23 protein-coding genes are annotated in these 24,663 nt (G+C 39.5%); 9 read left to right on the top strand and 14 right to left on the bottom strand.

The annotated features are described in order from the left end of the window. From ACHFIZ_RS09555 to ACHFIZ_RS09545, 3 genes are all read right to left on the bottom strand, one after another. Positions 1–1,266 carry a DUF1501 domain-containing protein gene (locus tag ACHFIZ_RS09555; protein WP_410885198.1) on the bottom strand — a complete coding sequence of 422 codons (1,266 nt, stop codon included), beginning with the start codon at positions 1,264–1,266 and terminating at the stop codon, positions 1–3. Between the two features lie 8 nt (positions 1,267–1,274). Beyond that, complete coding sequence (locus ACHFIZ_RS09550) at positions 1,275–3,206, bottom strand: DUF1800 domain-containing protein (protein ID WP_410885196.1); 1,932 nt, start codon at positions 3,204–3,206, stop codon at positions 1,275–1,277. 107 nt (positions 3,207–3,313) lie between these two features. Then, a complete protein-coding gene (locus tag ACHFIZ_RS09545) occupies positions 3,314–3,784 on the bottom strand; it encodes a hypothetical protein (RefSeq protein ID WP_410885194.1) in 471 nt (156 codons plus the stop codon). Positions 3,785–3,860: 76 nt separating this feature from the next. Here ACHFIZ_RS09545 and ACHFIZ_RS09540 point away from each other — a divergent pair, with 76 nt between their 5' ends. Together ACHFIZ_RS09540 and ACHFIZ_RS09535 are read left to right on the top strand one after the other, a co-directional pair. Then, positions 3,861–4,280, top strand: coding sequence for a hypothetical protein (locus ACHFIZ_RS09540; RefSeq protein WP_410885192.1), 420 nt, complete (start codon positions 3,861–3,863; stop codon positions 4,278–4,280). 44 nt (positions 4,281–4,324) lie between these two features. Beyond that, on the top strand, positions 4,325–6,013 hold the full coding sequence (locus tag ACHFIZ_RS09535; RefSeq protein WP_410885190.1) for a sodium/sugar symporter: 1,689 nt from the start codon (positions 4,325–4,327) through the stop codon (positions 6,011–6,013). Between the two features lie 8 nt (positions 6,014–6,021). Here the strand turns inward: ACHFIZ_RS09535 and ACHFIZ_RS09530 are convergent, their stop codons facing one another. Further along, entirely contained in the window at positions 6,022–8,139 is a 2,118-nt protein-coding gene (locus tag ACHFIZ_RS09530; protein WP_410885188.1) for a pyrroloquinoline quinone-dependent dehydrogenase, read from the bottom strand. Between the two features lie 174 nt (positions 8,140–8,313). Here ACHFIZ_RS09530 and ACHFIZ_RS09525 point away from each other — a divergent pair, with 174 nt between their 5' ends. The 5 genes from ACHFIZ_RS09525 (at position 8,314) to ACHFIZ_RS09505 (ending at position 14,058) form a co-directional block, all read left to right on the top strand. Continuing rightward, the gene (locus ACHFIZ_RS09525) at positions 8,314–9,195 is read left to right on the top strand and encodes a cupin-like domain-containing protein (RefSeq protein WP_410885186.1); all 882 of its coding nucleotides are present in this window, start codon (positions 8,314–8,316) and stop codon (positions 9,193–9,195) included. Between the two features lie 75 nt (positions 9,196–9,270). Beyond that, the gene (locus ACHFIZ_RS09520; RefSeq protein WP_410885184.1) at positions 9,271–10,368 is read left to right on the top strand and encodes a vWA domain-containing protein; all 1,098 of its coding nucleotides are present in this window, start codon (positions 9,271–9,273) and stop codon (positions 10,366–10,368) included. An 11-nt stretch (positions 10,369–10,379) separates the two neighbouring features. Beyond that, on the top strand, positions 10,380–11,873 hold the full coding sequence (locus ACHFIZ_RS09515) for a magnesium chelatase (RefSeq protein ID WP_410885182.1): 1,494 nt from the start codon (positions 10,380–10,382) through the stop codon (positions 11,871–11,873). A 19-nt stretch (positions 11,874–11,892) separates the two neighbouring features. Continuing rightward, on the top strand, positions 11,893–13,155 hold the full coding sequence (locus ACHFIZ_RS09510) for a metallophosphoesterase (RefSeq protein WP_410885180.1): 1,263 nt from the start codon (positions 11,893–11,895) through the stop codon (positions 13,153–13,155). 15 nt (positions 13,156–13,170) lie between these two features. Next, entirely contained in the window at positions 13,171–14,058 is an 888-nt protein-coding gene (locus ACHFIZ_RS09505) for a hypothetical protein (RefSeq protein ID WP_410885178.1), read from the top strand. Here ACHFIZ_RS09505 and ACHFIZ_RS09500 read toward each other — a convergent pair. The 3 genes from ACHFIZ_RS09500 to ACHFIZ_RS09490 are packed head-to-tail and all read right to left on the bottom strand — an operon-like array spanning position 14,055 to position 18,325. Beyond that, positions 14,055–14,747, bottom strand: coding sequence for a response regulator transcription factor (locus tag ACHFIZ_RS09500; protein WP_410885176.1), 693 nt, complete (start codon positions 14,745–14,747; stop codon positions 14,055–14,057). The genes ACHFIZ_RS09505 and ACHFIZ_RS09500 overlap by 4 nt on opposite strands. 5 nt (positions 14,748–14,752) lie before the next feature. After that, positions 14,753–16,420, bottom strand: coding sequence for a sensor histidine kinase (locus tag ACHFIZ_RS09495; RefSeq protein WP_410885174.1), 1,668 nt, complete (start codon positions 16,418–16,420; stop codon positions 14,753–14,755). A gap of 9 nt (positions 16,421–16,429) precedes the next feature. Beyond that, the gene (locus tag ACHFIZ_RS09490) at positions 16,430–18,325 is read right to left on the bottom strand and encodes a prolyl oligopeptidase family serine peptidase (protein WP_410885172.1); all 1,896 of its coding nucleotides are present in this window, start codon (positions 18,323–18,325) and stop codon (positions 16,430–16,432) included. Between the two features lie 150 nt (positions 18,326–18,475). Here ACHFIZ_RS09490 and ACHFIZ_RS09485 point away from each other — a divergent pair, with 150 nt between their 5' ends. Both ACHFIZ_RS09485 and ACHFIZ_RS09480 read left to right on the top strand, forming a co-directional pair. After that, complete coding sequence (locus ACHFIZ_RS09485) at positions 18,476–20,362, top strand: tetratricopeptide repeat protein (RefSeq protein WP_410885170.1); 1,887 nt, start codon at positions 18,476–18,478, stop codon at positions 20,360–20,362. Positions 20,363–20,378: 16 nt separating this feature from the next. Continuing rightward, complete coding sequence (locus tag ACHFIZ_RS09480; protein WP_410885168.1) at positions 20,379–20,687, top strand: DUF4286 family protein; 309 nt, start codon at positions 20,379–20,381, stop codon at positions 20,685–20,687. 14 nt (positions 20,688–20,701) lie between these two features. On the opposite strand, the gene ACHFIZ_RS09475 is transcribed toward ACHFIZ_RS09480, so the two are convergent. The 7 genes from ACHFIZ_RS09475 to ACHFIZ_RS09445 all read right to left on the bottom strand — a co-directional run bounded on the left by ACHFIZ_RS09475 (position 20,702) and on the right by ACHFIZ_RS09445 (position 24,651). Next, entirely contained in the window at positions 20,702–21,544 is an 843-nt protein-coding gene (locus ACHFIZ_RS09475) for an OmpA family protein (protein WP_410885369.1), read from the bottom strand. Between the two features lie 51 nt (positions 21,545–21,595). Continuing rightward, a complete protein-coding gene (locus ACHFIZ_RS09470) occupies positions 21,596–22,258 on the bottom strand; it encodes a DUF2461 domain-containing protein (RefSeq protein ID WP_410885166.1) in 663 nt (220 codons plus the stop codon). Continuing rightward, positions 22,255–22,653 (bottom strand): DUF983 domain-containing protein, encoded by a 399-nt coding sequence (locus ACHFIZ_RS09465; RefSeq protein WP_410885164.1) that lies wholly within the window; start codon positions 22,651–22,653, stop codon positions 22,255–22,257. Before ACHFIZ_RS09465 ends, ACHFIZ_RS09470 begins: the two co-directional genes overlap by 4 nt. Beyond that, positions 22,637–22,891, bottom strand: a complete 255-nt coding sequence (locus ACHFIZ_RS09460; RefSeq protein WP_410885162.1) for a hypothetical protein — start codon at positions 22,889–22,891, stop codon at positions 22,637–22,639. Before ACHFIZ_RS09460 ends, ACHFIZ_RS09465 begins: the two co-directional genes overlap by 17 nt. 100 nt (positions 22,892–22,991) lie before the next feature. After that, positions 22,992–23,564 carry a DUF420 domain-containing protein gene (locus tag ACHFIZ_RS09455; RefSeq protein ID WP_410885160.1) on the bottom strand — a complete coding sequence of 191 codons (573 nt, stop codon included), beginning with the start codon at positions 23,562–23,564 and terminating at the stop codon, positions 22,992–22,994. A 17-nt stretch (positions 23,565–23,581) separates the two neighbouring features. Then, a complete protein-coding gene (locus ACHFIZ_RS09450; RefSeq protein ID WP_410885158.1) occupies positions 23,582–24,295 on the bottom strand; it encodes an SCO family protein in 714 nt (237 codons plus the stop codon). Continuing rightward, positions 24,295–24,651 carry a cytochrome C oxidase subunit IV family protein gene (locus tag ACHFIZ_RS09445; RefSeq protein WP_410885156.1) on the bottom strand — a complete coding sequence of 119 codons (357 nt, stop codon included), beginning with the start codon at positions 24,649–24,651 and terminating at the stop codon, positions 24,295–24,297. Before ACHFIZ_RS09445 ends, ACHFIZ_RS09450 begins: the two co-directional genes overlap by 1 nt. Positions 24,652–24,663 lie beyond the last annotated feature (12 nt).

Here is a 24,663-nt window from a genome sequence, read left to right as displayed (position 1 = left end):
CTACGTCATCACCCCAATTGTTTTACCAGTCCATTCGGGAAATAATACTTTATCGTTGTGTATACCCAAATGCTTATCTGCGACTTCACTGAAAACACTTCTGAAATCAGTAGTCACCGCGAGGTCACGACCATCTTCCAGATTTTCTACAGACAAAGGGTTAATCGTTCCATGCACATGACCTCCATTCACACCTGCACCCAATATAAAGTTACAAGATGCCCTCCCATGATCAGTACCACCAGTTCCATTTTGCTTAACGGTACGTCCAAACTCGGTCATAGTCATCACGGTTACATCATCTTGTAAAGTTCCCATATCTGTCCAGAATGCCATCATACTTTCACTGAGGTCATTTACATTTCTGGCGAATATACCAGTCTCCTTACCTTGATTGAAGTGCGTATCCCAGCCGCCAGACTCTGTAAAAGCAACTTCAAGACCCACATTCATCTTAATCAATTGAGCAATCTGCTTTAAGGAATTCCCCAATGCTGTGTTGGGGTACATCGCATTATTGGAAGGTTTGTAGTTTTTGGTATCGGCCTTTTGAAGCATCTTAATGGCGTCAAAGCTCTCTTTACCGGTCTCCTTCAATAAATTAGAAGAAGTTTGATCGTAGAGGTCCTCAAAGCTCTTGGCAGCCATGTTAACTGAAGCCGGATTACCTTTCATCTGCAAATTGAAGTCTTGTAGGTTATTTATGGCTACCGCAGCATTATCGCCATAAAATGATCTTGGCAACGAAGTAGTCAGGCTTACGCCCTGAAATGGCGTTGCAGCTTCATGACCAAGCAAGCCGACCGCTCTATTTAACCAGCCGCTGTCAGTACCTTTCTTAAAAGGAGTACCTGACTCCATATAATCTTGCGCATCAAAATGGGAGCGGGTATTGTTTGGTGATCCGATGCCATGTACAATGGCCATCCGCTTATCTCGAAACATAGGTTCAAAGGCCGACATAGATGGATGTAATCCGAATTTTCCATCAAGATCTATCAGCGGCTTTTCTGAAGAACCTTTTGCCGCAGACATGAATAATGTTGGTCGCGCTGCTTTCAGGTATTCATCTGTAAATGGAGTAACGGCCATTAGACCATCCATAGCGCCGCGCTGGAAAATACATACCATGATTTTCTTACGCTTAAATAAGCCGGGACTCTGAGTTCCTGCAACTGCTTCTACTAAAAAACCAGGTATTCCGCCCATGCCTATTCCAAACAAAGCAAGGCCACCTCCTTTAATAAATCCTCTTCTTGAAGTCATGATAACATTTATTTACGTTGAAATTCTGGAGAGCCAATGATAACGCCTACTACTTGCGCCAACATGTTATTGTTTGTTTTTTGAGTTGTTGCGGACTTACGTTTAGCACTGGAATCTGGTATGGCTTCTGGCATCATTCCTTTTTCGCCAGCCATCATTGTATTCACCTTCGGCTGTGGTACGGGTACCTTTTCAGCAGCTTTAGCAACTTTCATTGTCAATTCAGGATCGTTCAATAAAGGCTTTAGCCTTTCCAATGTTTTAGACAGATCGCGTTCAGGCATGATCAGTTTACTATAAGTATTTAGCGCAGCTTCAGAACTTTCAGGTTCATGGTTATTATTTAAAGCCAATAAATCTATTTTTACACCTGGTATTCGCTGAGCAGCCAGCGCTAAACCAAAGTTCATTCTATTGAGTAAAGCGCCAGTGTTGATCCAATACTGGCCACGATCCGGAAATCCAGTGGGGGCTTGATAATAGTACATCTTTTGTCCCATCTTATTGATCCAATTGTACAATTGATAGGGCTGAGTAACTTGGGCATCTAATCCCCTAACAGCACTGATTGCAAGTTCAAAAGGAGACTTGGTTTTCTCTCGTAATGACTTGACAGACCAAAACTCTGGCGCAGAAACCATTGTTATAAGTACTTGTTTAATGTCACCATCTGTACTTAAAAATGTCTTAGCCATTTTATCAACCAGTTTAGGATCTGGTTGGTCATTTACGAATCTTGTAGCTAGTTTTTGTGAGATGAACTTAGCTGTGGCGCTATGGTGGGCAAGCATATTCAATAATTCTACGCCTTCTTGATAACCACCACCAGCTGCAAACTTCTTTCCTAATACAATTTTTTCCTCATTGTCGTGCCGTGTTGGAACGAATAGAAAATCACCATCTTTTATAAAACCATTTTTAGCAAGGTTGGCTGGGCCAATTCGATCTATGACTTTTTTGTAAGCGGCGCCATAGGCACCATCTTCACCAAGAGGAGCAATGGTCCAACCAGTTAAAACTCTTGCTGCCTGAGTTACGTCACTTTGTGTGTATCCACCATCCACACCGAGTGTATGAAGCTCCATCACCTCACGGGCATAGTTTTCATTTAAGCCCCCACCTTGTTTTCTTTGCTCAATCGTCTTCAGTTGCCTTGGCTTCACACCAGACATTCCCATTTGCATTCCATCCATATCTGTATTAGCAACAGGCTTTCCTGAACTGGTATAGTTGTCTAAATAGATGAGCATTGCCGGAGATTTAGCAGTTGCCATCAGTAGGCTTGAAAATTTACCGGTCACGTTCGGACGAATCACATCCCTTTCGAACGCTGGCACATAAGCCGCACATTGATTTTTAGTGAGCGATACATTAAAATGATTGAACCAAAAGTCTGTAAGTAGCTCATGAAGCTGATTATTAGTATAAGTAGCCCTCAGCACTTTTTGATTGATGAATTGACGGAGCAAGTCTTGCTCTTGTCCGTATCCTTTGGATTCTCTGTAGCCTTGAAGCTGCTTTCTGTAAACCTTCGGATCTCCTTTACCAACAGAATCCTTATTTATCACACCATCCTTTATAGCCATGCGTAAAACTTTAGGCTGGCGTGGATATTTATCCTGAACCTCGTCATTGGTTAGGTTGATATCCTTATAGGGTTCCAACATGGATTCCAATCCCTTATCGGAAAGATCGCCATCTAATTGGCGTTGGTACCACTTCTCCAATCCTTCCTTTACCAAAGCGTCTACATCACCGGATTTTGCGCCATAGGTAAACCTACTAAGAAGATGGGCAGCAGCCTGTCTTTCGGTTAGCCCTGCGTGTTTATAAGGAAATGATAACCTGTAAGGCTCATTATCCTTCTGAAAAGACGAAGTCAAAACTGACAAGGAGAGGATTGACAAACTAGCAAAAACAATCTTAACTGATGCTTTCATACAATTGGCTTTTAATGTTACCCAGGTATGACCTTTAAAACGCAAAAAAGATTAAACGAAATACAATGATTAGCAAAAGTTTAACAATAGGTTTACTCTATATTCGTTTACTGAGGCAATTTTTCAGGACCATTGTTTTCAATAACCCTTGACCATATTTCCGTATATTTTATATACTTATCAGTCCACAAAAACACCATTCGGTCAGCTTCATCGATAAAAACTGATTTTCTTAATACTTTACTTAAAAAAGACTCAAATCCAGAAGTAACACTGGCTGCTTTCTCTTGATAATTTAAATCCCCAAATTGAGTGTCAGACAAACTATAATTACCAATGATCTTACCTATAAACTTTCCTGTTTTCACATCGTAAAGACTTAGTATATAATTCGATTTGGTAATCACTCTGGCTCTTTTAATCTTGTCAGGGCTTTCGTTGCCGGTGCCATTATTCGTAGAAAGATAGCTCGTCAACTCCCAGGTTCCCACCATTTTTTGATTGAGAGAGTCGAGATTTTGGGCGGAACCTTGCTGGAGGATAAAAAGCAGGCTGAGTACGCTGATTAGGTATTTCATAAAATAATATTCAATCGTCGAGTAAGTAAATGTAGCACTTTTGATAATTTCTGCGTTTATTTGGAAAACAAATTATATGAAATCGCTCACTCTCGCCCTTGCAACACTCTTATTCTTTACTTCTGCGGCTTGTAAGAAGAACTCACCCGAAAAAGAACTTGAGAAAAAACTTATTGGCAAATGGAAATTTACAGGTCGCACCGGAGGCTTGGCCGGAAGTTCGGAACCAGCAAAACCCCCTGTAAAAAATAGTATTGAGTTTAAAAAAGGGGGCAAATACATTCGTTACACTAATGACGAGCCTATGTTTCAAGGCGATTATAAATTAAGTAAAGCAAAAAGTATCTATACTGGTAAAGTTGACAATACAATCCGGTTCGACCCGAAAATTGATTCTCCTGAAACCGGAAAAATTCTATCTATAATCGGGGATACATTAGCTATATCAGATAATTTTAATGATGGATATACAGCGGGGTATGTAAGAATAAATTGATTTAGTGGAATGGTTTATTAACTTTAGAACACCAAATAAGCCAAATGAACACTCTAAGCACGTACGACTACGTTGTTTTTCTCGTCTATTTTTTAATTGTTGCCGTCTACGGATGGATGGTATATCGTAAGAAACAGGCCCATAAAGAAAACTCCAAAGATTTTTTTCTAGCAAAAGATTCGCTGACCTGGTGGGCTATTGGGGCATCATTGATAGCATCGAACATCTCAGCGGAGCAATTTATAGGCATGAGTGGCTCCGGTTTTACCATGGGGCTGGCCATAGCGACCTATGAATGGATGGCGGCCGCAACCCTGATTATTGTCGCTGTGTTCTTTATTCCTGTTTACATCAAAAATAAAATTTATACCATGCCCCAGTTTCTGGGACAGCGATATAACAGTACGGTAGCGATGATTATGGCGATCTTCTGGTTGTTGTTGTATGTAGTTGTAAACTTAACGTCCATCCTTTACCTTGGTGCGCTGGCGATTAACAGCATTTCTGGAATCAACACCACCGCCTGCATGTACATACTTTCAATTTTTGCCGTGATCATCACATTGGGCGGAATGAAGGTGATTGGTTATACAGATGTTATACAGGTATTCTTTTTAATCCTTGGTGGATTGGCTACAACCTATCTCGCGTTAGAACTTGTTTCCACTCATTTTGGAACTTCGGGAGTACTTAATGGCCTAAATTTGGTCAGGGAAAAAGCTAGTGATCACTTCCACATGATCTTCAAAAAAGAAAATTCGCACTACATGGATCTTCCTGGATTAACAGTATTGATTGGCGGAATGTGGATTGTGAACTTAAACTATTGGGGATGTAATCAATATATCACTCAACGAGCGTTGGGAGCCGATCTCAAGACGGCAAGAGGTGGATTGTTATTCGCCGCTGGGTTGAAGCTCTTGATGCCTGTGATCGTTGTATTGCCTGGGATCGCTGCATATGTTTTGTACAAAGAAGGCTATGGCTCTTTCGAAACTGCTATGATGAAGGACGGCTCACTTAACGCAGACTCTGCGTACCCGGTGCTATTAAATCTCTTACCCGCTGGCTTAAAAGGTCTATCTTTTGCTGCATTGACTGCCGCAATAGTGGCATCGCTGGCAGGTAAAGCAAATAGCATTGCTACGATTTTTACACTAGATGTCTACAAGAAAGTAATTAATAAAGATGCTAATGAAAACAAACAGGTGGTAATTGGACGGATAACTGTAATTGTAGCTATGGTATTAGCCATTATCATTGCTCCACAACTCGGGATAGACAAAAAAGGAGGCTTTCAGTTCATTCAGGAATATACTGGATTTGTTTCTCCAGGAATCTTTGCCATGTTTATACTCGGATTCTTCTGGAAAAAAACCACATCAAATGCAGCTCTTTTTGCAACAATTGGAGGCTTCCTACTATCGGTTGGGTTTAAAGTAATGCCTCTATTTACCAATCTGGAATGGCTTAGTGCTTCAGGATTTTCAAAGCTTGCCGAGCAAAAAGATGGCACAATGTTGTACGAAATACCCTTTCTCGATAGAATGGGATTTGTATTTTTAATTTGTGTAATTGCAATGTATGTGATCAGCAAACTTGAAAATAATAAAGGTATAAATCCCAAAGGTCTGGAGATAGACAGAGGTATGTTTAAAACTACCCCTGGATTTGCAGTTGGGGCGCTCATAATTTGTGGAATACTTGTGGCACTTTACGGAATCTTCTGGTAGGCAGAGGATTAGTTTAAGGCAAAAGCTACATAGCTATCACCGCTTTTAGTTCCAAGTTTGTTACCTCCGCAGGCTATTACAATGTACTGTTTGCCATTAACCTTGTAGGTACTTGGCGTAGCAAACCCAGCCGCTGGCAATTCTGTTTCGAAAAGCAACTCACCTGTTTTCTTGTTGTAAGCCCTGAACATCCCATCTTTGGTAGCAGCGATAAAAAGTAGGCCACCGGCAGTAACTGCTGGTCCCCCATAATTCTCGGTACCGGTTTGGGCTATGCCTTTAGCGGTCAGTTCTTTAAATTCGCCTAAGGTTTTTTGCCAAAGATGCTTCCCTGTATTCATATCTATGGCTGTTAGCGTACCCCAGGGTGGCGTAATTGCCGGATATCCATTGTTGTCGAGAAACTTATCATAACCATTAAACTTATACTTTACCTCAACATTCTTGTTTTTATAACTGGCTATCATTGACGTCGCTTCCACTTTCTCTTCTCGATACAGGAAATCAATAATATTTTGTTTTTGTAATTCCGAAATGTTACTGAATCCAGGCATCATCCCTCGCCCATTAGTGAGCAAACCGGACATCTCCTTCCTACTCAGCTTCGCTTTTATATTTACGAGAGATGGAAAACCGCTTGCAGAATTCCCTTTAAGTTCTGGTCCGTGACAGGTAATACAGTTGTTGATATAGAGCAAACCCCCAGGTGTAAGGTTCTTTGAGGTTGTAGCAAGGCCTTGTGTCGGACTAAGGCTGAACAGCCATGGCATTTCATTGGCATTAACATAAAGGATGCCATCAGGATCTGCGGCAGCGCCGCCCCATTCTGCGCCTCCGTCTGCACCAGGCAGCACTACTGTTGGTGTCAAGTTTAGTGGTTGATAAAGGCCCTTTTGTGAGTTGCGAAAGGTCTCTAGTAATTCTTTGCGGTTCTCCGCAATGGTGCTGATCTCCGCTTCAGTAACGGTTTGTCTGGCAAAAGGGGCAGGCAACTGTGGAATTGGCTGGGTAGGCCAGGTCTGCTCACCCGGTAGTGTGGAAGCAGGAAAGGGCTTTTCGTCGATGGGAAACAAAGGCGTACCTGTTTCTCTATCAAATAAGAAAACGAGTCCTTGTTTGGTAATTTGTGCTACGGCGTCAATAGTTTTACCATCCTGTACCACCGTTATTAAATTTGGTGGGGCAGGTAAATCCTTATCCCAAATATCGTGGTGAACCATTTGATAATGCCAGATGTATTTTCCGGTCCTGGCATTCAGAGCGATCAGGCAATTGGCATAGAGGTTCTGTCCGAGCCGGTTGCCTCCATAAAAGTCAGGTGCGGCTGATCCTGTCGGAACATAAATAATTTCCCGTTTTCGGTCGATCGCCATTCCTGACCAATTATTGGCAGCACCTACCTGCCCAGCTTCTTTGGTTGTACTTGGCCAGGTATCCGCTCCAGGCATGCCCTTATCTGGGATCGTCTTAAATACCCAGACGAGTTTGCCTGTTTTGACATTAAATGCTTGAATGTAGCCTATTGCAGCACCAGCATCCTCACCTACCCTTAATGGCATTACAATCAGATCTTCAAACAGTGTCCCAGGTGTCGTCGATATTACAAATTTATCTTTGGAATTCGGCTCTAACCCTAATCGCAAACTTACTTTTCCACTATCTCCAAAAGATTTAATAAGGGCTCCTGTTTCTGCATTAAGCGCATATAATTCTGAATTGTAAGCATAAAGTATTCGCTTATCAGATCCCGCCTGCCAATAAGTAACACCTCTGTTTATGTTAGATGTACGTACTCCAGGTTGAATATATCTCCACTTTTGCTGTCCTGTTGCCGCGTTAAGTGCAAAAACCTGATTGGAGGCGGTCACACCAAATAGTACCCCATCAACTATGATCGGATTACACTGAACCTGACCAGAATCGCCCGACTTGTATTCCCAGACTTTCTTTAGCTGCCCGACATTGGAAACATTGATTTGAGTCAACGAGGAATAATGATTTCTATCCGGTCCACCTAGGTATTCTGACCACTGGCTTTGTTCATTAGGTTTTTCGGACTGTTCCTTGCAACTGCAGATTAGGAAAAAAAAGAACAGGCAAAATAGGGATAATCTGTTTTTAGTCATAGTTTTTTACAAAGCGCTCTATAAAAATATGTTTTTATCTTGATAACAAGAATGCCTGGCTAATAAGAGGCGCTAAAAGTCCTGGTCTAATTAACTGAGAGAAATTTTATATGTTTGTGCAATATAAGGTCGGTCACTGACATATCGTCATTTTCGGGTACCTTAGCACAACTTATGAGCTTTATATTAAAGCCGGTGGATACCGTAGAGCAAATTAGCCCTGCTGATTTCAAAAAGAATTACCTTGACGCCAGACGTCCACTAATAATTAAAGGACTCACTAAAACCTGGCCTGCCAGGGAAAAATGGACCACTGATTACCTGAAAGAGATAGCAGGTGATGTGAACGTAAGCCTGATGGACAATTCCAAGGCTGACCCTTCTAAACCGATCAATGCGTCTGTTGCCAATATGAGATTTGGTGATTATCTGGACCTCATAAAATCTAAGCCAACAGAACTTCGCATATTCTTTTTCAATCTTTTCAAACATGTTCCAGGACTAGTTGAGGATATTGTAATACCAAAAGATTTGATGGGTGGCTTTATAGAAAGTATGCCCGCCATGTTCTTCGGCGGTTCTAACTCCGTAACCTTTCTTCATTATGATATCGACCTTCCACATCTTTTTCATACGCATTTCGGCGGGCGCAAACACATCATCCTATTTGACAACAAATGGAAACAGCGGTTATACTGTATTCCAAATGCCACTTACGCATTAGAGGATTATGATGTCGCAAATCCCGATTTTGAAAAATTCCCTGCACTTAAAGGTGTAGAGGGCTACGAAGTCTTTCTCGAACATGGTGATACTTTATTTATGCCTACAGGTATGTGGCACTGGATGAAATATTTAGATGGCTCATTTTCGTTGAGCTTAAGAGCGTGGGATGCATCGATTGGTAGAAAAATTCAGAGCGTATTTAATCTGGCGTTAAAAGGTGGTGTCGACAGCGTTTTAAAAATGGCTTTCAAAGCACCTTATGCTAAATGGCGAGAAAGACTTGCGGTAAAAAGAGCAAACCGTGCCCTTGCCAGTGGCTCACCGAAGTAGCCACTATTTTTACAACAGGATAACATTACAAAGGCCTCAAACTTTTACCTTCGATAATTCGTTTATCCTAAATATATGAGAGGCTTCCAGTTTTCTAATTTTGTGCCTGATGATTTGCCAAAAGGTGGTTTTAACGAATTACTAAAACTCTTTACGCAGTTACTTAACTATACGGCTGGTGATGCCGGAGAGGCAATAGCCTGGCTTACTGAACTTGATAAGCAGTATAAATTTACTAACAACGAATATGGGGTTGGAGATTTTTTTGAAGATCTCAAGGAAAAAGGTTATATCAAGGAAGATGCTAAAAATGGAGATTTAACAATCACCAGTAAAACAGAGCAAACTATTAGAAAATCTGCGTTGGAAGAGATTTTTGGCAAACTTAAAAAAGCAGGAAAGGGTAACCACAACACAAATCTTTCCGGTATAGGCGAAGAAAAGAATGCAGACAGGAGGGAGTTTAATTTTGGCGATAGTCTGGATCAAATTGACATGACTGCTTCTATTCAAAACTCCTTAATCAATCATGGACTCGGTGATTTTACTTTGACCGAAAAGGACCTTGAGGTTGAGGAAAAAGATTATAAAACGCTTACGTCTACTGTGTTGATGATAGATATTTCTCATTCCATGATTTTATATGGTGAAGACCGCATCACGCCTGCCAAAAAAGTTGCGATGGCATTGGCGGAGCTGATAAAAACCAGATATCCTAAAGACACGCTGGATATTGTAGTGTTTGGTAATGATGCCTGGCCAATCACTGTCAAAGACCTCCCGTATCTCCAGGTAGGTCCTTATCATACCAATACGTTTGCTGGACTTGAACTTGCGACAGACCTTTTACGTAGGCGAAAAACCCACAACAAGCAAATATTTATGATCACTGATGGGAAACCAACATGTTTAAAGGAGAACGGAAGGTATTACAAGAACAGTATGGGTCTGGATAGAAAGGTGATCAATAAAACGTTAAACATGGCGGCTCAATGTAAGCGGTTAAACATCCCAATCACCACTTTCATGATCGCACAAGACCCTTATCTACAGCAGTTTGTCCGTGAATTTACCCAGGTCAACGGCGGAAGAGCTTTTTATAGCTCTCTGACTGGTTTAGGAGAATACATTTTTGAAGACTACATTAAGAACAGAAGAAAGACGGTAAGATAATTCAACACTAAATGGATCACATCAATATAAAAACACTTGGGGCGCTGAAAGCTTCTAACTATAAAAGCTTATCAGTTAAGGATGAGTTAAGAAAAAACCTGATTAGGCAGTTAAAAAATAAAGAAGAGGGGTTTGAAGGGATACTTGGTTACGATGAAACGGTGATCCCTGAACTACAGACAGCGATCTTATCCCGTCATAACATCCTCCTTCTGGGCTTGAGGGGCCAGGCAAAAACAAGGATCGCCCGCTTACTGGGCAATTTGTTAGACGAGTATATTCCTTATGTTTCCGGAAGTGAGATCTTTGATGATCCATTAAACCCAATCTCCTGGTTCGCAAAACATGAGATCTCTATTCATGGAGATAATACCCCAGTTAGCTGGCAGCACAGGTCTGAACGTTATACTGAAAAGCTTGCTACTCCAGATGTAACTGTTGCCGACTTAATTGGCGATGTTGACCCGATAAAGGCGGCAACTTTGAAGTTAACTTATAATGATGAACGAGTAATTCATTTTGGTTTGATTCCGAGAGCCCACAGAAGCATTTTTGTAATCAACGAGTTACCCGATCTTCAGGCTAGGATCCAAGTGGCATTGTTCAATATGCTTCAGGAAAAAGACATTCAGATTCGCGGATTCAAACTTCGTCTTCCTTTAGATATACAGTTTGTGTTTACGGCAAACCCCGAAGATTATACCAATAGAGGCTCCATCGTTACCCCTTTGAAAGACAGAATAGAGAGTCAAATACTGACCCATTATCCAAAAACAATCGGTATCTCCAGGAAAATTACTTTTCAGGAGGCTAAACTTACTGATGAGCAAAAAGGCATTGAGTCGGATGGTTTGGTTAAAGATCTTGTCGAACAAGTCGCATTTGAAGCACGTCAGAGCGAATTCATTGATCAAAAATCTGGTGTATCAGCAAGGTTAACCATATCTGCATATGAGAATTTAATTAGTACTGCTGAAAGGAGAATGTTGATCAATAGCGAAAAAGCCACTTCTGTAAGACTTTCTGATCTTGTTGGGATTATTCCCGCCGTTACCGGAAAGATTGAATTGGTCTATGAAGGCGAGTTAGAGGGGCCTGCTAAAGTAGCAAATACGCTTATTGGCAAGGCTATAAAAACACTGTTTGTGAGGTATTTTCCTGATCCCGAAAAAGCTAAGAAAAGCAAGACAGCAAATCCTTATAACTCAATCACTGAGTGGTTCACTGAGGGTAATACACTTGATCTATCTGACTCACTTACGGGTATAAAGTATAAGAAAGAACTAATGCGCGTAACAGGGCTATATGACCTGGTAAAGAAATTTCATCCAAAGTTGAGTGAAAATCAAACTTTATTGTTAATGGAGTTTGTTTTGCATGGTTTAGCGGAGCATTCTCAACTGAACAAGAAGTACCTCGACGGGGGGTTCGGTTTTTCAGATATGTTCGAAAGTTTGTTCAACACCGGAGTCGAAGATGAGGAAGAAGACAATGATTTCAAATAATTTTAACCTTAAAGTTTAAATGGGCAGACTTTCGGTTCTTATCATTTTATCTGTTTTTATTCTCGTATTTGACTACTATTGCTTCAGAGCGATTTTAACTGTATTTAAAAGTTGGAAATCGAAAACAAAACGCCTTTTTGCGATAGTCTGGTGGAGTTATTCCATATTCCTTATCATTGGTGTATTTGTATCGATTTTTATAACTATTCCAAGTGTATATCTAGGTATAAGATCAATAGTTTTAGTGGCCTTCTTTCTTACCCTGGCCTGCAAAATTGTGTTTTTACCTTTCCTGGTAATCGACGATTTAAGGCGCGTGTTTTTAAAAGCAAAAAGCTTGGTTGCTAATGGTAAGGAAAAGCATACACAGACAGTTTCTCCTTCTGAACCTATCAGTCGTTCCGCCTTTTTAATTAAAGCAGGACTAATAACGGCTGCAATTCCATTGACCTCTCTTACTTGGGGGATCGCTACCGGAGCTTATGATTACAAAGTAATTCGCAAGCGTCTTATTCTTCCCAACCTGCCCTCGGCATTTGAAGGAATGAAGCTGGGCCAGATTTCTGACATTCATTCAGGGAGTTTTTATAACCACAGAGCAGTCGGCGGAGGCATCGATATGTTGTTGGCAGAAAAGCCTGACTTGATCTTTTTTACAGGAGACCTAGTGAATGACATGGCCACCGAAATGCGCGACTATCAGGATCTATTCTCGAAAGTAAAAGCTCCTCTAGGTGTCTACTCTACTTTGGGGAATCATGATTACGGTGACTATCACTTCGGAAAAGAAGGCTCTCCAGAAAAAGCCAGAAATCTACAGAATGTAATCAAAACACATGAACTGATGGGCTGGAACTTACTGATGAACGAGCATAAAAGTTTAAAAGTAAATGGACAGAAAATTGGTATTTTAGGGATTGAGAATTGGGGAATGGGCAGATTTCCGAAATACGGAAGAATGGATCTGGCAACAAAAGATACAGATGACTTTCCTGTTAAACTACTGCTCTCGCATGATCCTTCTCACTGGAGGGCCGAGGTGCTTCAAAAGTATCCACAGATTGATGCTATGTTTAGCGGACATACGCACGGGATGCAGTTTGGAGTGAGAACGAAAGATTTTCAATGGAGCCCAGTTCAATACATTTACAACGAGTGGGCTGGCCTTTATACTCACAATAACCAACAATTGTATGTAAACGTTGGTTATGGATTTTTAGGCTATCCTGGAAGGGTTGGAATTTTACCGGAAATAACGATATTTGAGCTAAGGCGAGCATAAAAACCGCTTGATAAAGTGCTTAAAAAAGTAGTATTCTCCATTCTTGACTTTCTGCTTTTTAGCAATCTTTTTATTGCAGTTTGTGCTGTAGCTCAGGGATTGATCACTTATCACTTCTTAAAAGTTCCGGCTGATAAATATGTACTTGCTTTCGTATTCTTTGCAACGATTGGTTTGTATAATTTTAGTATGCTCCTGGCTAAGCCTAAAAAGCCAGAAAACTCTCCATACAAGAGGGTGAGGTGGATCTTTTCACATTATCGAATGATCATTTCTATCACCTTGATTTCAATTCTGTGCCTTGTTCCCCTATTCCTTCTATATCTTAGCATCGAATCTAAGCTACTTATGCTATTTACGGGCTTGGTAGCTGTAGGCTACAATATCCCATTTCTAACATTAAATAACCAGAACATAGGGTTAAGAAACATTCCAGGAATAAAGCTCTTTTTGATCGCAATGGTATGGGCAGTGAGTAGCGTTCTTTTGCCGATCATGGAATTACAACATAGCCATCAATTAAATATCGCGCCCGGCGATACGCTATTACTTGTATTTAAACGCTTCTTATTTATTGCAGCAATCACAGTTCCATTTGACATTAGAGATCTTTTTCAAGATAAATTATATGCACTGAAAACCATTCCGGTAATGCTAGGGGAAAAGAGAGCCTATATATTCTGCCAGTTTCTATTGTTAGGCTATCTCCTGCTGCTGTTACTATTTAGGCAGGCAACGTATCCAGACATAGCCGCAGTAGTGTTAAATCTAGCTATTACAGGGTGGCTAATCTTCAAGTCTAATGTTAAGAAAAACGAATATTACTACTTCTTTTACCTCGACGGGACGATGTTACTGCAATACCTTCTATTGTTGCTTTTTGGATTTCTTTTTTCCTTTTAAGTGCCTGGATTAAATCGGTATCCAATTCCTCTAACGGTTTGCAACAATTGGGGATTATCCGGATTGAGTTCAATTTTCTTGCGAAGTCTTACAATGTGCATATCCAACGTTCTCGTGTTTACATCTGAATTATATCCCCAAACTACGAGCATTAACTCATCTCGATTGATTACTTTGCTTGGGTTTCTCAAGAAATATAACAAGATTCTATTTTCTAAAATTGTCAACTCTATTTTCTTTCCATTTCTGAATAGTGTATGCACATTAGGGTGGTGTTCCATATCTCCAAAGCGATGGATTTCGGACTTGTCACTATTGACCAGGAATTTTACCTTATTCTCAATCATTGCCACAAGAACATCCATATTAAAAGGCTTAGTCACGTAGTCTGAAACTCCAAAGTTATAGGCGTCGATTTTGTCTACATCCTGAGCTTTGGCTGTCATCATGATAATCAGATTTTCAAATCCTTGTTTACGCACCTTCTCGCAAACTTCTGAACCTTGTTTGCCAGGAAGCATCCAGTCTAAAAGTACGATGTCTGGCTTTTCTTCAAGGATAGCTTTTTCTGCAGCCTCGCCATCACTAACTTCCAATACCGCATAGCCTTCTGCTTTTAAGCGATGTCCCACTAAAAAACGAAGGTTCTCATCGTCTTCAACTATCAGTATTTTAATTTCTTTGGACATATCTTTTAATCGTTATAGGGTAGAACAATTTTAAACTCGGTGCCTTTATCCACTTTACTTTTAACGGTGATCTCGCCATCCATGTAATTAATCAATTCTTTACAGAATGCCAGACCGAGGCCTACACTTCCATTTTGATTGTATTGATTTTGAATGCGAAAAAACTTCTTAAATATATTATTTATTTCTGACGCTGGAATTCCTATTCCCTGATCAGTAAATCGCAACACAACTTTTCCTTTAATCAGTCTTGCACTAATGTGCAACATCTTCCTCTCCGGCGGAGAATACTTGTAGGCATTCTCTGCAAGGTTATCAAAAAGACTACCTAGTAGCACTGGATCGGTAATGAATGTTGTGAATCCGGTTACTTCGTAAGTAAAATTGAAGTCTGGGTGTTTCAAGCGGTGAGAATCTATAGTACTTTCGATAAAATCGACAATGTTCACCTGATCCTGGTTGAGCTCAATTGCTTTGTTTTCAATTTGAGTGAAGGCAAGAAGCTTATTCATTAAGCCGTTAAGTTTATCAGCTTCCTCATCAAGTATTTTACCGTACATTTTTTGCTCCTTTTCTGTAAGCGCAGCTGCACTCTTGATATTATTTCCAGCAATCTTTATAACACTTACAGGTGTCTTGAACTCATGAGTTAAGTTATTCATAAAATCATACTGTAGTTTAAACATCTTCTGGTTAATATTCAAATTTCTAAAAATAAGATAAGCTACCAATACCACAATACTATAGAAAGCCAATATCCCAAGCGCAAGCGGTAAGAAATAGTTAAAGATTTCATTTTCTATAAAAGACTGTGCAGAAATGAAGTACAACTTGTAATCAGAGAACGGTCCAGGGAGCGTGATTTCTGTTGTCATATAAGTTACGCCAGTTTCTAGCGGATCATAGGTTAGAGGCTCAATTCTGATGTGCTGATAGAGCAGTGGACGGGAATTGATAATTTTAATTTTGTATGGGTCCAAATGAAAAGAAAGCATGTCTTGTTGGTAAACCGGCCTGGCCTTTAATCTATTCCTTATCATCAACTTGTACATTTTCAGATCTTCTAACCTGGGTATATTGAGGTAGGTAATCTTGTTGGCGCGGATATTACTAAAGTTACTGAATAGTTCGTCTTGGCTTGGCGTTTTATTAGTGTCAAGACTTTCTATATAAGTTGCCAGCTTGAGGGCAAGCGCATTGAAATCGTCCCCAACAATGAAGTTTTTTGTATTTTCTCTGGAGAAAATCTCTACAGAGTCGACCGGAACCAAAGTACCGAACTGATAAATACTTTTTGGTCCAAAGGAAAATTTTCCTGTATTGAGTCCGTAGCGAACCGGTAAGTTTTTGACTTCGGAATCATAAAATATTACTTTAGATACAAAGGGATTTTCCATTAACAGGGTATCTACAAAATTAGATGCGGTGGCAGAATCGAGGTATCCATTATAGTACGAGACTTCAGGCAACTTTTTCTGGAAGAAATCATTATAAGGTTTGATGCTTTTCTCAAGGACATTTACTTTCTCAGAAACAAACTGATTTTCTATAAATTTCGTGCTAAACCTGTAGGCCAGTAATAAAGATAAGCCAAACAAGACCGTCATCATAACAATGAAAGTAAGGATCAAGGAAAAATTCTTACGGTATCCGCTTCTCTTCTCTACAGGCATACTTTGAATCTACTTTTTTTTCAGGTGAACTTCCAGAAATTGTTCCAGAGCAGTATAAAGCTTCTGGCGCTGTTCTATATTCTTGCCAAAAAAGAAATCTCCATCATTTTCTAAATAAGTTACCGGAATATTCTTCTTTTGAAGATTCTTTACAAACTGAAGCGTCTCTCCTGAATTGATATTCGGATCATTTGTATTCTGAGTAATAAATACGGGCTTGTTAATCTTATCGACCTGGAATAGTGGCGAAGATTGCCTCATTTGTTCAACATCCGTTAGTGGATTGCCAATCACCTCATAATACATTTGAAGGTTAGGCTTCATAAAAGGAGGTATTGATTTAAGATAGGAAAACAAATTTATTACTCCAGAATTGGATGCCGCACATACGTAATTGTGATCTTTAGCATATAAAGCATTTAATGCAATATTGCCTCCAAATCCAGTTCCGTAAATGGCTATTCGCTTAGGGTCTGCTATCTTTCTAGAGATCAACCAGTTCACTCCATCTGTAATGTCATTCTGAATCTTACAGCCCCATTGCCTAAATCCAGAAGCAGAGAATACTTTCCCATAACCGGCAGAGCCACGATAATTTACCTGGAGTACCGCATATCCGCGATTGGCTAGAAACTGAACCTCAGGATTATATCCCCAGTTATTTCTGGACCCAGGACCATCATGAGGCAATACAACCACGGGAAGCTGTTCAGCCTTTTCATTTAATGGAAGTGTAAGGTAACCATGGATAACCAGGTTATCCCTTGTGCGATAGGTTATAGCCTTCATCGGACTCATTTCTTCCTCCTTAATAGCGGAATTTAAGTCGCTTAATTTTTTTAGCTTTCCTGTCTTGTAAAAATAAAGATAAAAAGACCCTGGATTGCGATCGTTAAAGGTCCTCACAATGAAAATACTTTCAGCCTCGTCGCGGTCAATGATCTTGCTCTCCGTATTTGGCAGAAGTTTATCCAGGTCTTTATAAAGCATTTCAGTAGAATCGTCCAAAAAGTACTTTTCTTTTTTCCAGGATTCATAAACTACGAAAGACATTTTTCTGCTTTTTCGGGAATACTGAGCGTCTGTGACGTTAACGCTATCATTGCTATATAAAACTTTAATTTCCTTTCCGGTATTACAATCAAGTTCTACTAAGGCCCTTTTGTCTCTATTGACATCAGAGATTGCATAAACTATATTCCGCCGTTCGGGGGCAAATGCAACTGGCATAAGTGTGGTTTTGAAGTTGTTGGTCATAATAGGACGAAAACTTTCATTTTCTGCAGATCGATACAGGAAAGTCTCATTCACACCATCGCTACTTGTAGCTAATCTGAGCTTTCCATCATCATCAGTCATCCAGTTGGTAATGTTGCCAGGGTTTTGAGCAGCAATTTCCATTTTTCCGTTTCTCACGTTCAAGCGATAAACATCAAATACTGTTGAATCTCTCCTGTTAGAAGAAACCATCAGGTATTTATCATCTATCAGCTGATCTTCCAGTACACGAATTCGACTCTTTTCATTATTTGTTAACTGGCGTAAATTCCCACCGTTTTTGTTAATGATGAAAATATCGGACCTCCGCTTAACAGGATCAATGTCCCTGTAATAAATAAGTTCAGTGCTATTTACCCAGAAATAAAAGTTAATCTTTTTACCCTTGATATTTGTGACCTGCCAGCTCTTACCAGTATTCACATCTTCTAGATACAGGTTTTGATCCTTTCCATCAAACATTAAATAAGATATGTTTTTTCCATCCGGCGAGATCCTATACGTCATCCGTTCCTGAGATTTAAAAAAATCATTTACGGGTATGATCTTACCTGCCGGATCCCGATTACAGGCAGACAGGCAACACAACATCAATAAACAAAAAAGGTACTTCAGGTTTAACATCATGCTCGTTGAAGTTACGAAGTTAAGTAACCCCTGCTTTAAAATTTATATTCACCAACATTGTTACCTTAAAGGCCGCAACAAGGTTTGCAATGAAATTAGGTATTTTTGGATGCCGACCCATTTAATTTTGGTAACATTTAAAATACGCTCATGTATTTATCTTGTGGCAATACTCCGCTTGTTACCGTCTTATTTCTTAATTTAGAACATCAAGAGGTCAAGTTGAAAATGAAGAATCTAACTATCATTCTATTACTGAGTTTTGCAAACAGCATCTGCGTTGCGCAGAATAACATGGATGATGCGCTGGCTTTCCAATATTATCAACAAGCCCAATATCAAGAAGCGAGCATTTTACTCGAAAAACTCTTCACTAAAACAAAGAACGACGCTTATTTCGACATGTACTTAACCGCGCTATTGAAGATCAAGAAGTTTGATGAAGCAGAGGAGTTGGTTAAAAAATTAGCAAAAGAAAACCCTAAAAACCTAAGTTACGTTATTGGACTTGCTCGTATTTACCAGGAAAAGGGACAGCCGGATGCTGCTACTAAAAAATATAGAGAAGTATTGAGCAGTCTTCCTGCAGATGAATTCAAGATCCGGGACGTAGCAAATCGATTTTATGGTTTTCAAGCTTACGAACTCGCAATTTCTACCTTTCTGGAAGGCAGAAAAATATTAAATAATGATAAATTATTCACCTATGAACTCCTAAGCATTTATAGATACAAAAAAGATAAAAACATGCTGGTGCAGGAATATTTATCAGCTTTAGCTGCTACTCCCCAACTATTACTTCAGGCCCAGAGTGCCATTGCTTCTGTATTTGAAGAAAAGGCAGATTATAGCATCCTTCAAACAGCACTTCTAAAAAAGATCCAAAAAGAGCCAGAAGTGATGGTTTTTACAAAATTATTGATATGGCAGTACCTTCAACAACAGGAATATGAAATGGCTCTAAGACAGCTAATAGCCCAGGATAAAAGAATTAAAGATGATGGATTCATACTTTACACATCGGCCAATACTTTTCTTGAAAATAATGCCTACGCAACTGCTGTAAAAGCTTTCGAGTATATCGTAAGCAAGGGTAGAGAACATCCTTATTTTTTACAGGCTAAAGTAGAAATGATCAATGCCAAATATCAACTTGCTATCTCGGGGCAGTTTGATAGAACGAAAATTTTTGAGCTTGCCAATGAGTATAACGCAATTCTGGAAGAATATGGCAGGAACCCACGAACGGTGTTCGCCCTTAGGCGTTGGGCAAACTTACAGGCTTTCTATTTAAATGATCTTCCTAAAGCAGAAAATGCTTTAGAAGCCGCGTTAGCTATTCCCGGACTGGCATCAGCAGATATCGGACAAATCAAACTTGATTTGGGTGACATCTACATTTTAACAGAACAACCTTGGGAAGCTTTTTTGATCTACGAACAAGTAGCGAAGCAATTTGAAAGTCAGGTAATCGGAAATGAAGCCCACTATCGTTCAGCAAAGCTTTCTTTCTACCAAGGCAATTTTGCATATGCAAAATCTCAGGCGGATGTTTTGAAAGCTTCGACTACACAGCTCATTGCAAATGATGCATTAAATTTAAGCCTTATCATTTCAGACAATCTCCAAACTCCGCTAGACAGTAATGCATTGAAAATGTATGCCGACGCCGAGATGCTTGAATTCAGAAATCAGACCACACTAGCCTTAAAAAAACTCGATACTATAACTATAACCTACCCTCGTAATACGCTGGCTGACGATATACTGATGTCTAAATCGAAGATATTTATTAAAACAGGCGAAATCACAAAAGCAATTACTACGCTGAAAGAATTGATTGAGACCTTTGATACAAGTATTTGGAATGACGATGCGCTATTCACCTTAGGCGAGCTTTATGAGAAAAACATCAAAGACAATGAGCAGGCTAAAACATATTATCAAAAGCTAATAAACGACCACCCTGGCAGCATGTTTTCATCTGAAGCTCGTAAGCGCTTTAGAATACTGCGCGGAGATAATATTGGCACCTAATTCATATCTTTGCCGAATGCTTTTATACAATGTAACCCTTATCATCGAAGATGCCGTTTCAGAAAAATGGCTTGAATGGATGCAGGAAATTCATATCCCAAAGGTCATGGAGACTGGTATGTTCGTGTCCTCGCGCTTACTAAAAGTAATTGATTCACCAAATGAAGGAGTAACATTTTGTGCTCAATATGTTGCAGAAAATCTGGAGAACTACAATACCTATCAGGATAAATATGCACCGTCACTTCAGGCAGATCTAAATGATGAATTTGCTAACCAATTTGTTGCCTTTAGAACATTGATGGAATACATAGACAAAAAATAAGTTAACGGTATCTGCTACTGCTTTATTAAATCATATAGTTCATCCAATTTCGGCGATAAGACAATCTCAATCCTTCTGTTTTTACTTCTGGAGTCCGCAGTGGCATTTGGTCCTAGGGGCTGAAATTCACCTCTCCCCGTGGCAGTCATCCGAACACTTTCAACCTTACTAACGTCAGTCAAATATCGAACTACTGAAGTAGATCGCAGTACACTTAGATCCCAGTTGTCCTTGATTTGACCAAGATTTGTAATTTTCTGAGAATCTGTATGTCCTTCTACCGCGATGTTAATTTCGGGCTGTTGTTTGAGCACATCGGCGAGCTGACCTAAGGCTTGCTTGCCCTTCTCGTCAATAATAATACTACCAGAGGGAAAAAGTAGCTTGTCTGTCAGGGATACATATACTTTACCATTTCTAATTTCTACAGTAAGCCCATTCTTTGTAAAGCCCAACAATGCCTGTTGAAGTTTTTCCTTCAATTGATTGGTAGCCTCATCGCGTTTACGAAGTATTTCTTCGACTTCCCTCAATCGTTGTTCACGCTTTTTTAAATCTGTAGACAGCTTATTAATTTCTGTAGAACTATTACTGCGGAGTTTGGTGTAATTGCTGTCTATTTCAGAATATCTGTTTCTTAGCTCACCTAATGCAGCGCTTAAACCTGTGGTATCCTTCCGTAATCGTGCGATTAGGCCTTCCAGATTCTCGTTCAACATTTGAGATTCACTTAAACCCTTATTTAGCGAATCCTGCCTTGAAAGAAGCGCCTTATATTTTTTAGGAGAAAGTATTACACAGGAACTAAATGCACTGGCAATCATTCCAAAGAATAAAAATAAAAATATCTTTTTCATCATTTCAATTGTGTGGTTGACCAAGTATAGCAAAAAAACGTATAAATTTAACTATTGTGCAACAGAATTTCTTAAAAATAATACAAATGGTTGTATATCGAAAAATGCTTGCTTAAGCTTATCTGCAATTCCAGCATTCAAAACTTCTTTATCAGTCAAAGGGTAAATCGCAATAAAACTCTTAAGTTTTAGAAATTCTATTTGAGGGTGAGTGACCTCATAACCCTTTGGTGCATTCTTCAACGTATCTTCTTTACTCAATGAAAACGTCTCGCTGAAACTTCGAGCGTTGATGATTTCTAAAAACTCGTCTATACTATAATCGATCTCCTCTCTGATTTTTTTTAAAACAGTTGCGTCTGGCATCCAGAAACCTACACCAAAAAAGCTCTTTCCGGGTTGAAGGTGTAAGTAGTAATCTGGATTAGGAACACCACTAGATTTTACATTGAAGGAAATTCCATAGTTATTTTTATACGGGTCCTTATTCTTACTGAACCTTACATCTCTATAGATTCTCATCAAACATTTCTTGGCAGGCGTATCGATAGAAAAAGCTGGATCTATAACCGCCAGCAACGGAATTAATTCTTCAATAAATTGCAATACATCAACCCTTGACGTTTCATATCTGTCTTTGTTTGCTGCAAACCAATCTCTGTCGTTGTTATCAGCAACATCCTTGATGAATTTTAGTGTTTCCGAATTGATCATCCCTTATCGTATAAAACGTTATACCTTATTTTTGGTGAAAGCCAGTGCAACAAGATCACCCGAGAATATCTGTAATTGAAAGGAGAGAGAATAAGACAACCGGTGAATATAACTGTCAGGTAAAGCCATAAAGAATCAAACTCAAGGTTACCTCCGGAAAAAGTGTAGGTGGCAATACCCAATGCCAGCATTTCAGCCACATTCATCGCGTAACTCACATACATGGCGGCGTAAAAATAACCTGGCTCAATTTCAAAGCGTTGGCCACAATTGCCACAGACGGTATTGGTTTTCTGAATATTGAAACCGTATACATTTCCTGTGAAAATATTACCTCGTCTGCAATGCGGACACTTGCCATTAACCATTGCGGAGATCTTAGACGTTTTCTGCATACACAGGCGCTTTTTTACGGTATTTAAAGTACCAAAGTGCGCCGATACTTGAAATTAAGATATAAGGTATCACCAAAAGATAAATGATCCCTGTATTTAAACCTTTCCCCTGCGTATTCCCATTCTTAACGCTTTGCTCTGCACTTACCGTACACATTGCGCACTGGGCGTTTACAAGAGTTGGGCTAGAGATACCTGCAATAAGTAGGAAAAGAAAAATAAAGATCACTTTTTTCATGAAGTCGAATATTTTGTATCTGTGACAAAGATAACAATAAAGGCTTTAATTCAGTTTATGCCTTGCAATGATGACGTCATTAAATTAACGGATAAGGCCGTTAAAAATTGTAATATGGGGAGATCATCAGGTAGACAATTACACCAGTAATGGCAACATACAGCCAAACTGGATATGACCAGCGAACTATCTTCTTATGCCGCTCAATTTGCATACTAAAGCCTCTTAAAAAGCTAATTAAAATCAACGGCAACACAATTATAGCGAGTAGAATGTGAGTTGCAAGGATAAAGAAATAAATGTACCTCGTGCTTCCTACGACAGACAACTCAATCTGAGAAAGCACTCCATTGTGGTCCAGGTCTCCAAACTTAGTGTCCTTTTCGTAGAGGTGGAATACAATATAGAAAATAAGAAATATGGCCGACAATATAAATGTGATTATATTGGTGATCTTGTGGGCCTGTATCTTTTTGCGCTTAATGAAGATTAGCGATATAATCAACAATATAGAACAGGCAGCGTTTATCCCCCCAATAATGTGAGGGAGAAGGTAGATAAATGAAGGTGCCGGCTGCGGTGGTGGAACAATTTTAAGTGCAATTACTACAAGTAATACAAATACTGTAACGCCCCAAATTAATCTTAAAAAAAACTTATCGTTTAAAGTCATAATGTATATTCAGTCAATTAACGACCATCATTTATGTTTCTTAGTTCTTCCGCAAGGAGCACTTTTATCTCGTCATCTAACTTCGACAATGCTTCCTGACTAGTTGCTTCATAATAGCCACGAATCCTGTGATGGGTATCAAGCAATACAAACAAGTTGCTATAGGTAAATTTCTTCTTACCGTCTACCGTTTCCTGCAGCGCATCTACCTTCAGCCCTTTATTGATTAGTGTATACACCTGTGTGCTGTCTCCAGTCAACATGTCCCACTTACCGGCAACTGCCTGTTGCGTTTTCGCATATTTTTCCAAAACTTCCTGGGTGTCTGTAGCAGGATCCATACTCAAACTAATGAAATGGACGGCTTTGTTCTTCTCATAGGTAAAGTCAAAAGCATGCATCGCCTTATTCGCGAAATTGACAGCGTAATTGTTTCCCTGAGTATAGAATAAATTTGCGATAAGAATCTTTCCCTTGTAAGTTCCAAAATTGATGGAATCTCCAATCTGGTTAACGAGTTTGAAGTCTGACACTTCATGGTAGATCGTATCAGGGATTTGATTGCCCCGCACAGAATGGAAGGTGGCAGCCACTACCTTAGGTCCGAAAATATGTAGTGGTTTATAACGATTTTTGCCCTTTTCCTGAAGCAAGTAATATAAAAATCCTGGTACCGCTAATATGGCCACCAGGATTAAAATCTTTTTGATAGAAGTGCTTTTTTCCTTCATTAAACTTTCGGCATGTGCTCATGTAGGTAGCCACCTTCGATCATCATTAAGACAATGAAATAACAAATGAAGACAAACGAAACGCCCAATACTACTTGCAACCCTCTTTTTTCAAACTTAAGGTGCATGAAATAAGCTACGATGTAGAAGGCTTTAAATAAAGTTAGTGCTATATAAATATAGTTACCAACTTTTTGTGTTAAATGACCACCAGGAATCGCCCAAAGTGCGATAATAAATTCTAAAACAGTGATCAATAAAAGAATTCCAAAGACTTGCCAAATTCTACTTACTGATAAACCTGCGTGATCATCGTGGTCCTGCCCTTCAATTGTATGTGAATGTTGTTCTGACATGATAAATATTTT

It is taken from the genome of Pedobacter sp. JCM 36344, assembly GCF_046546555.1.
Classification (GTDB): Bacteria; Bacteroidota; Bacteroidia; order Sphingobacteriales; family Sphingobacteriaceae; genus Pedobacter.
This window is presented reverse-complemented; position numbering and strand designations above follow the sequence as displayed.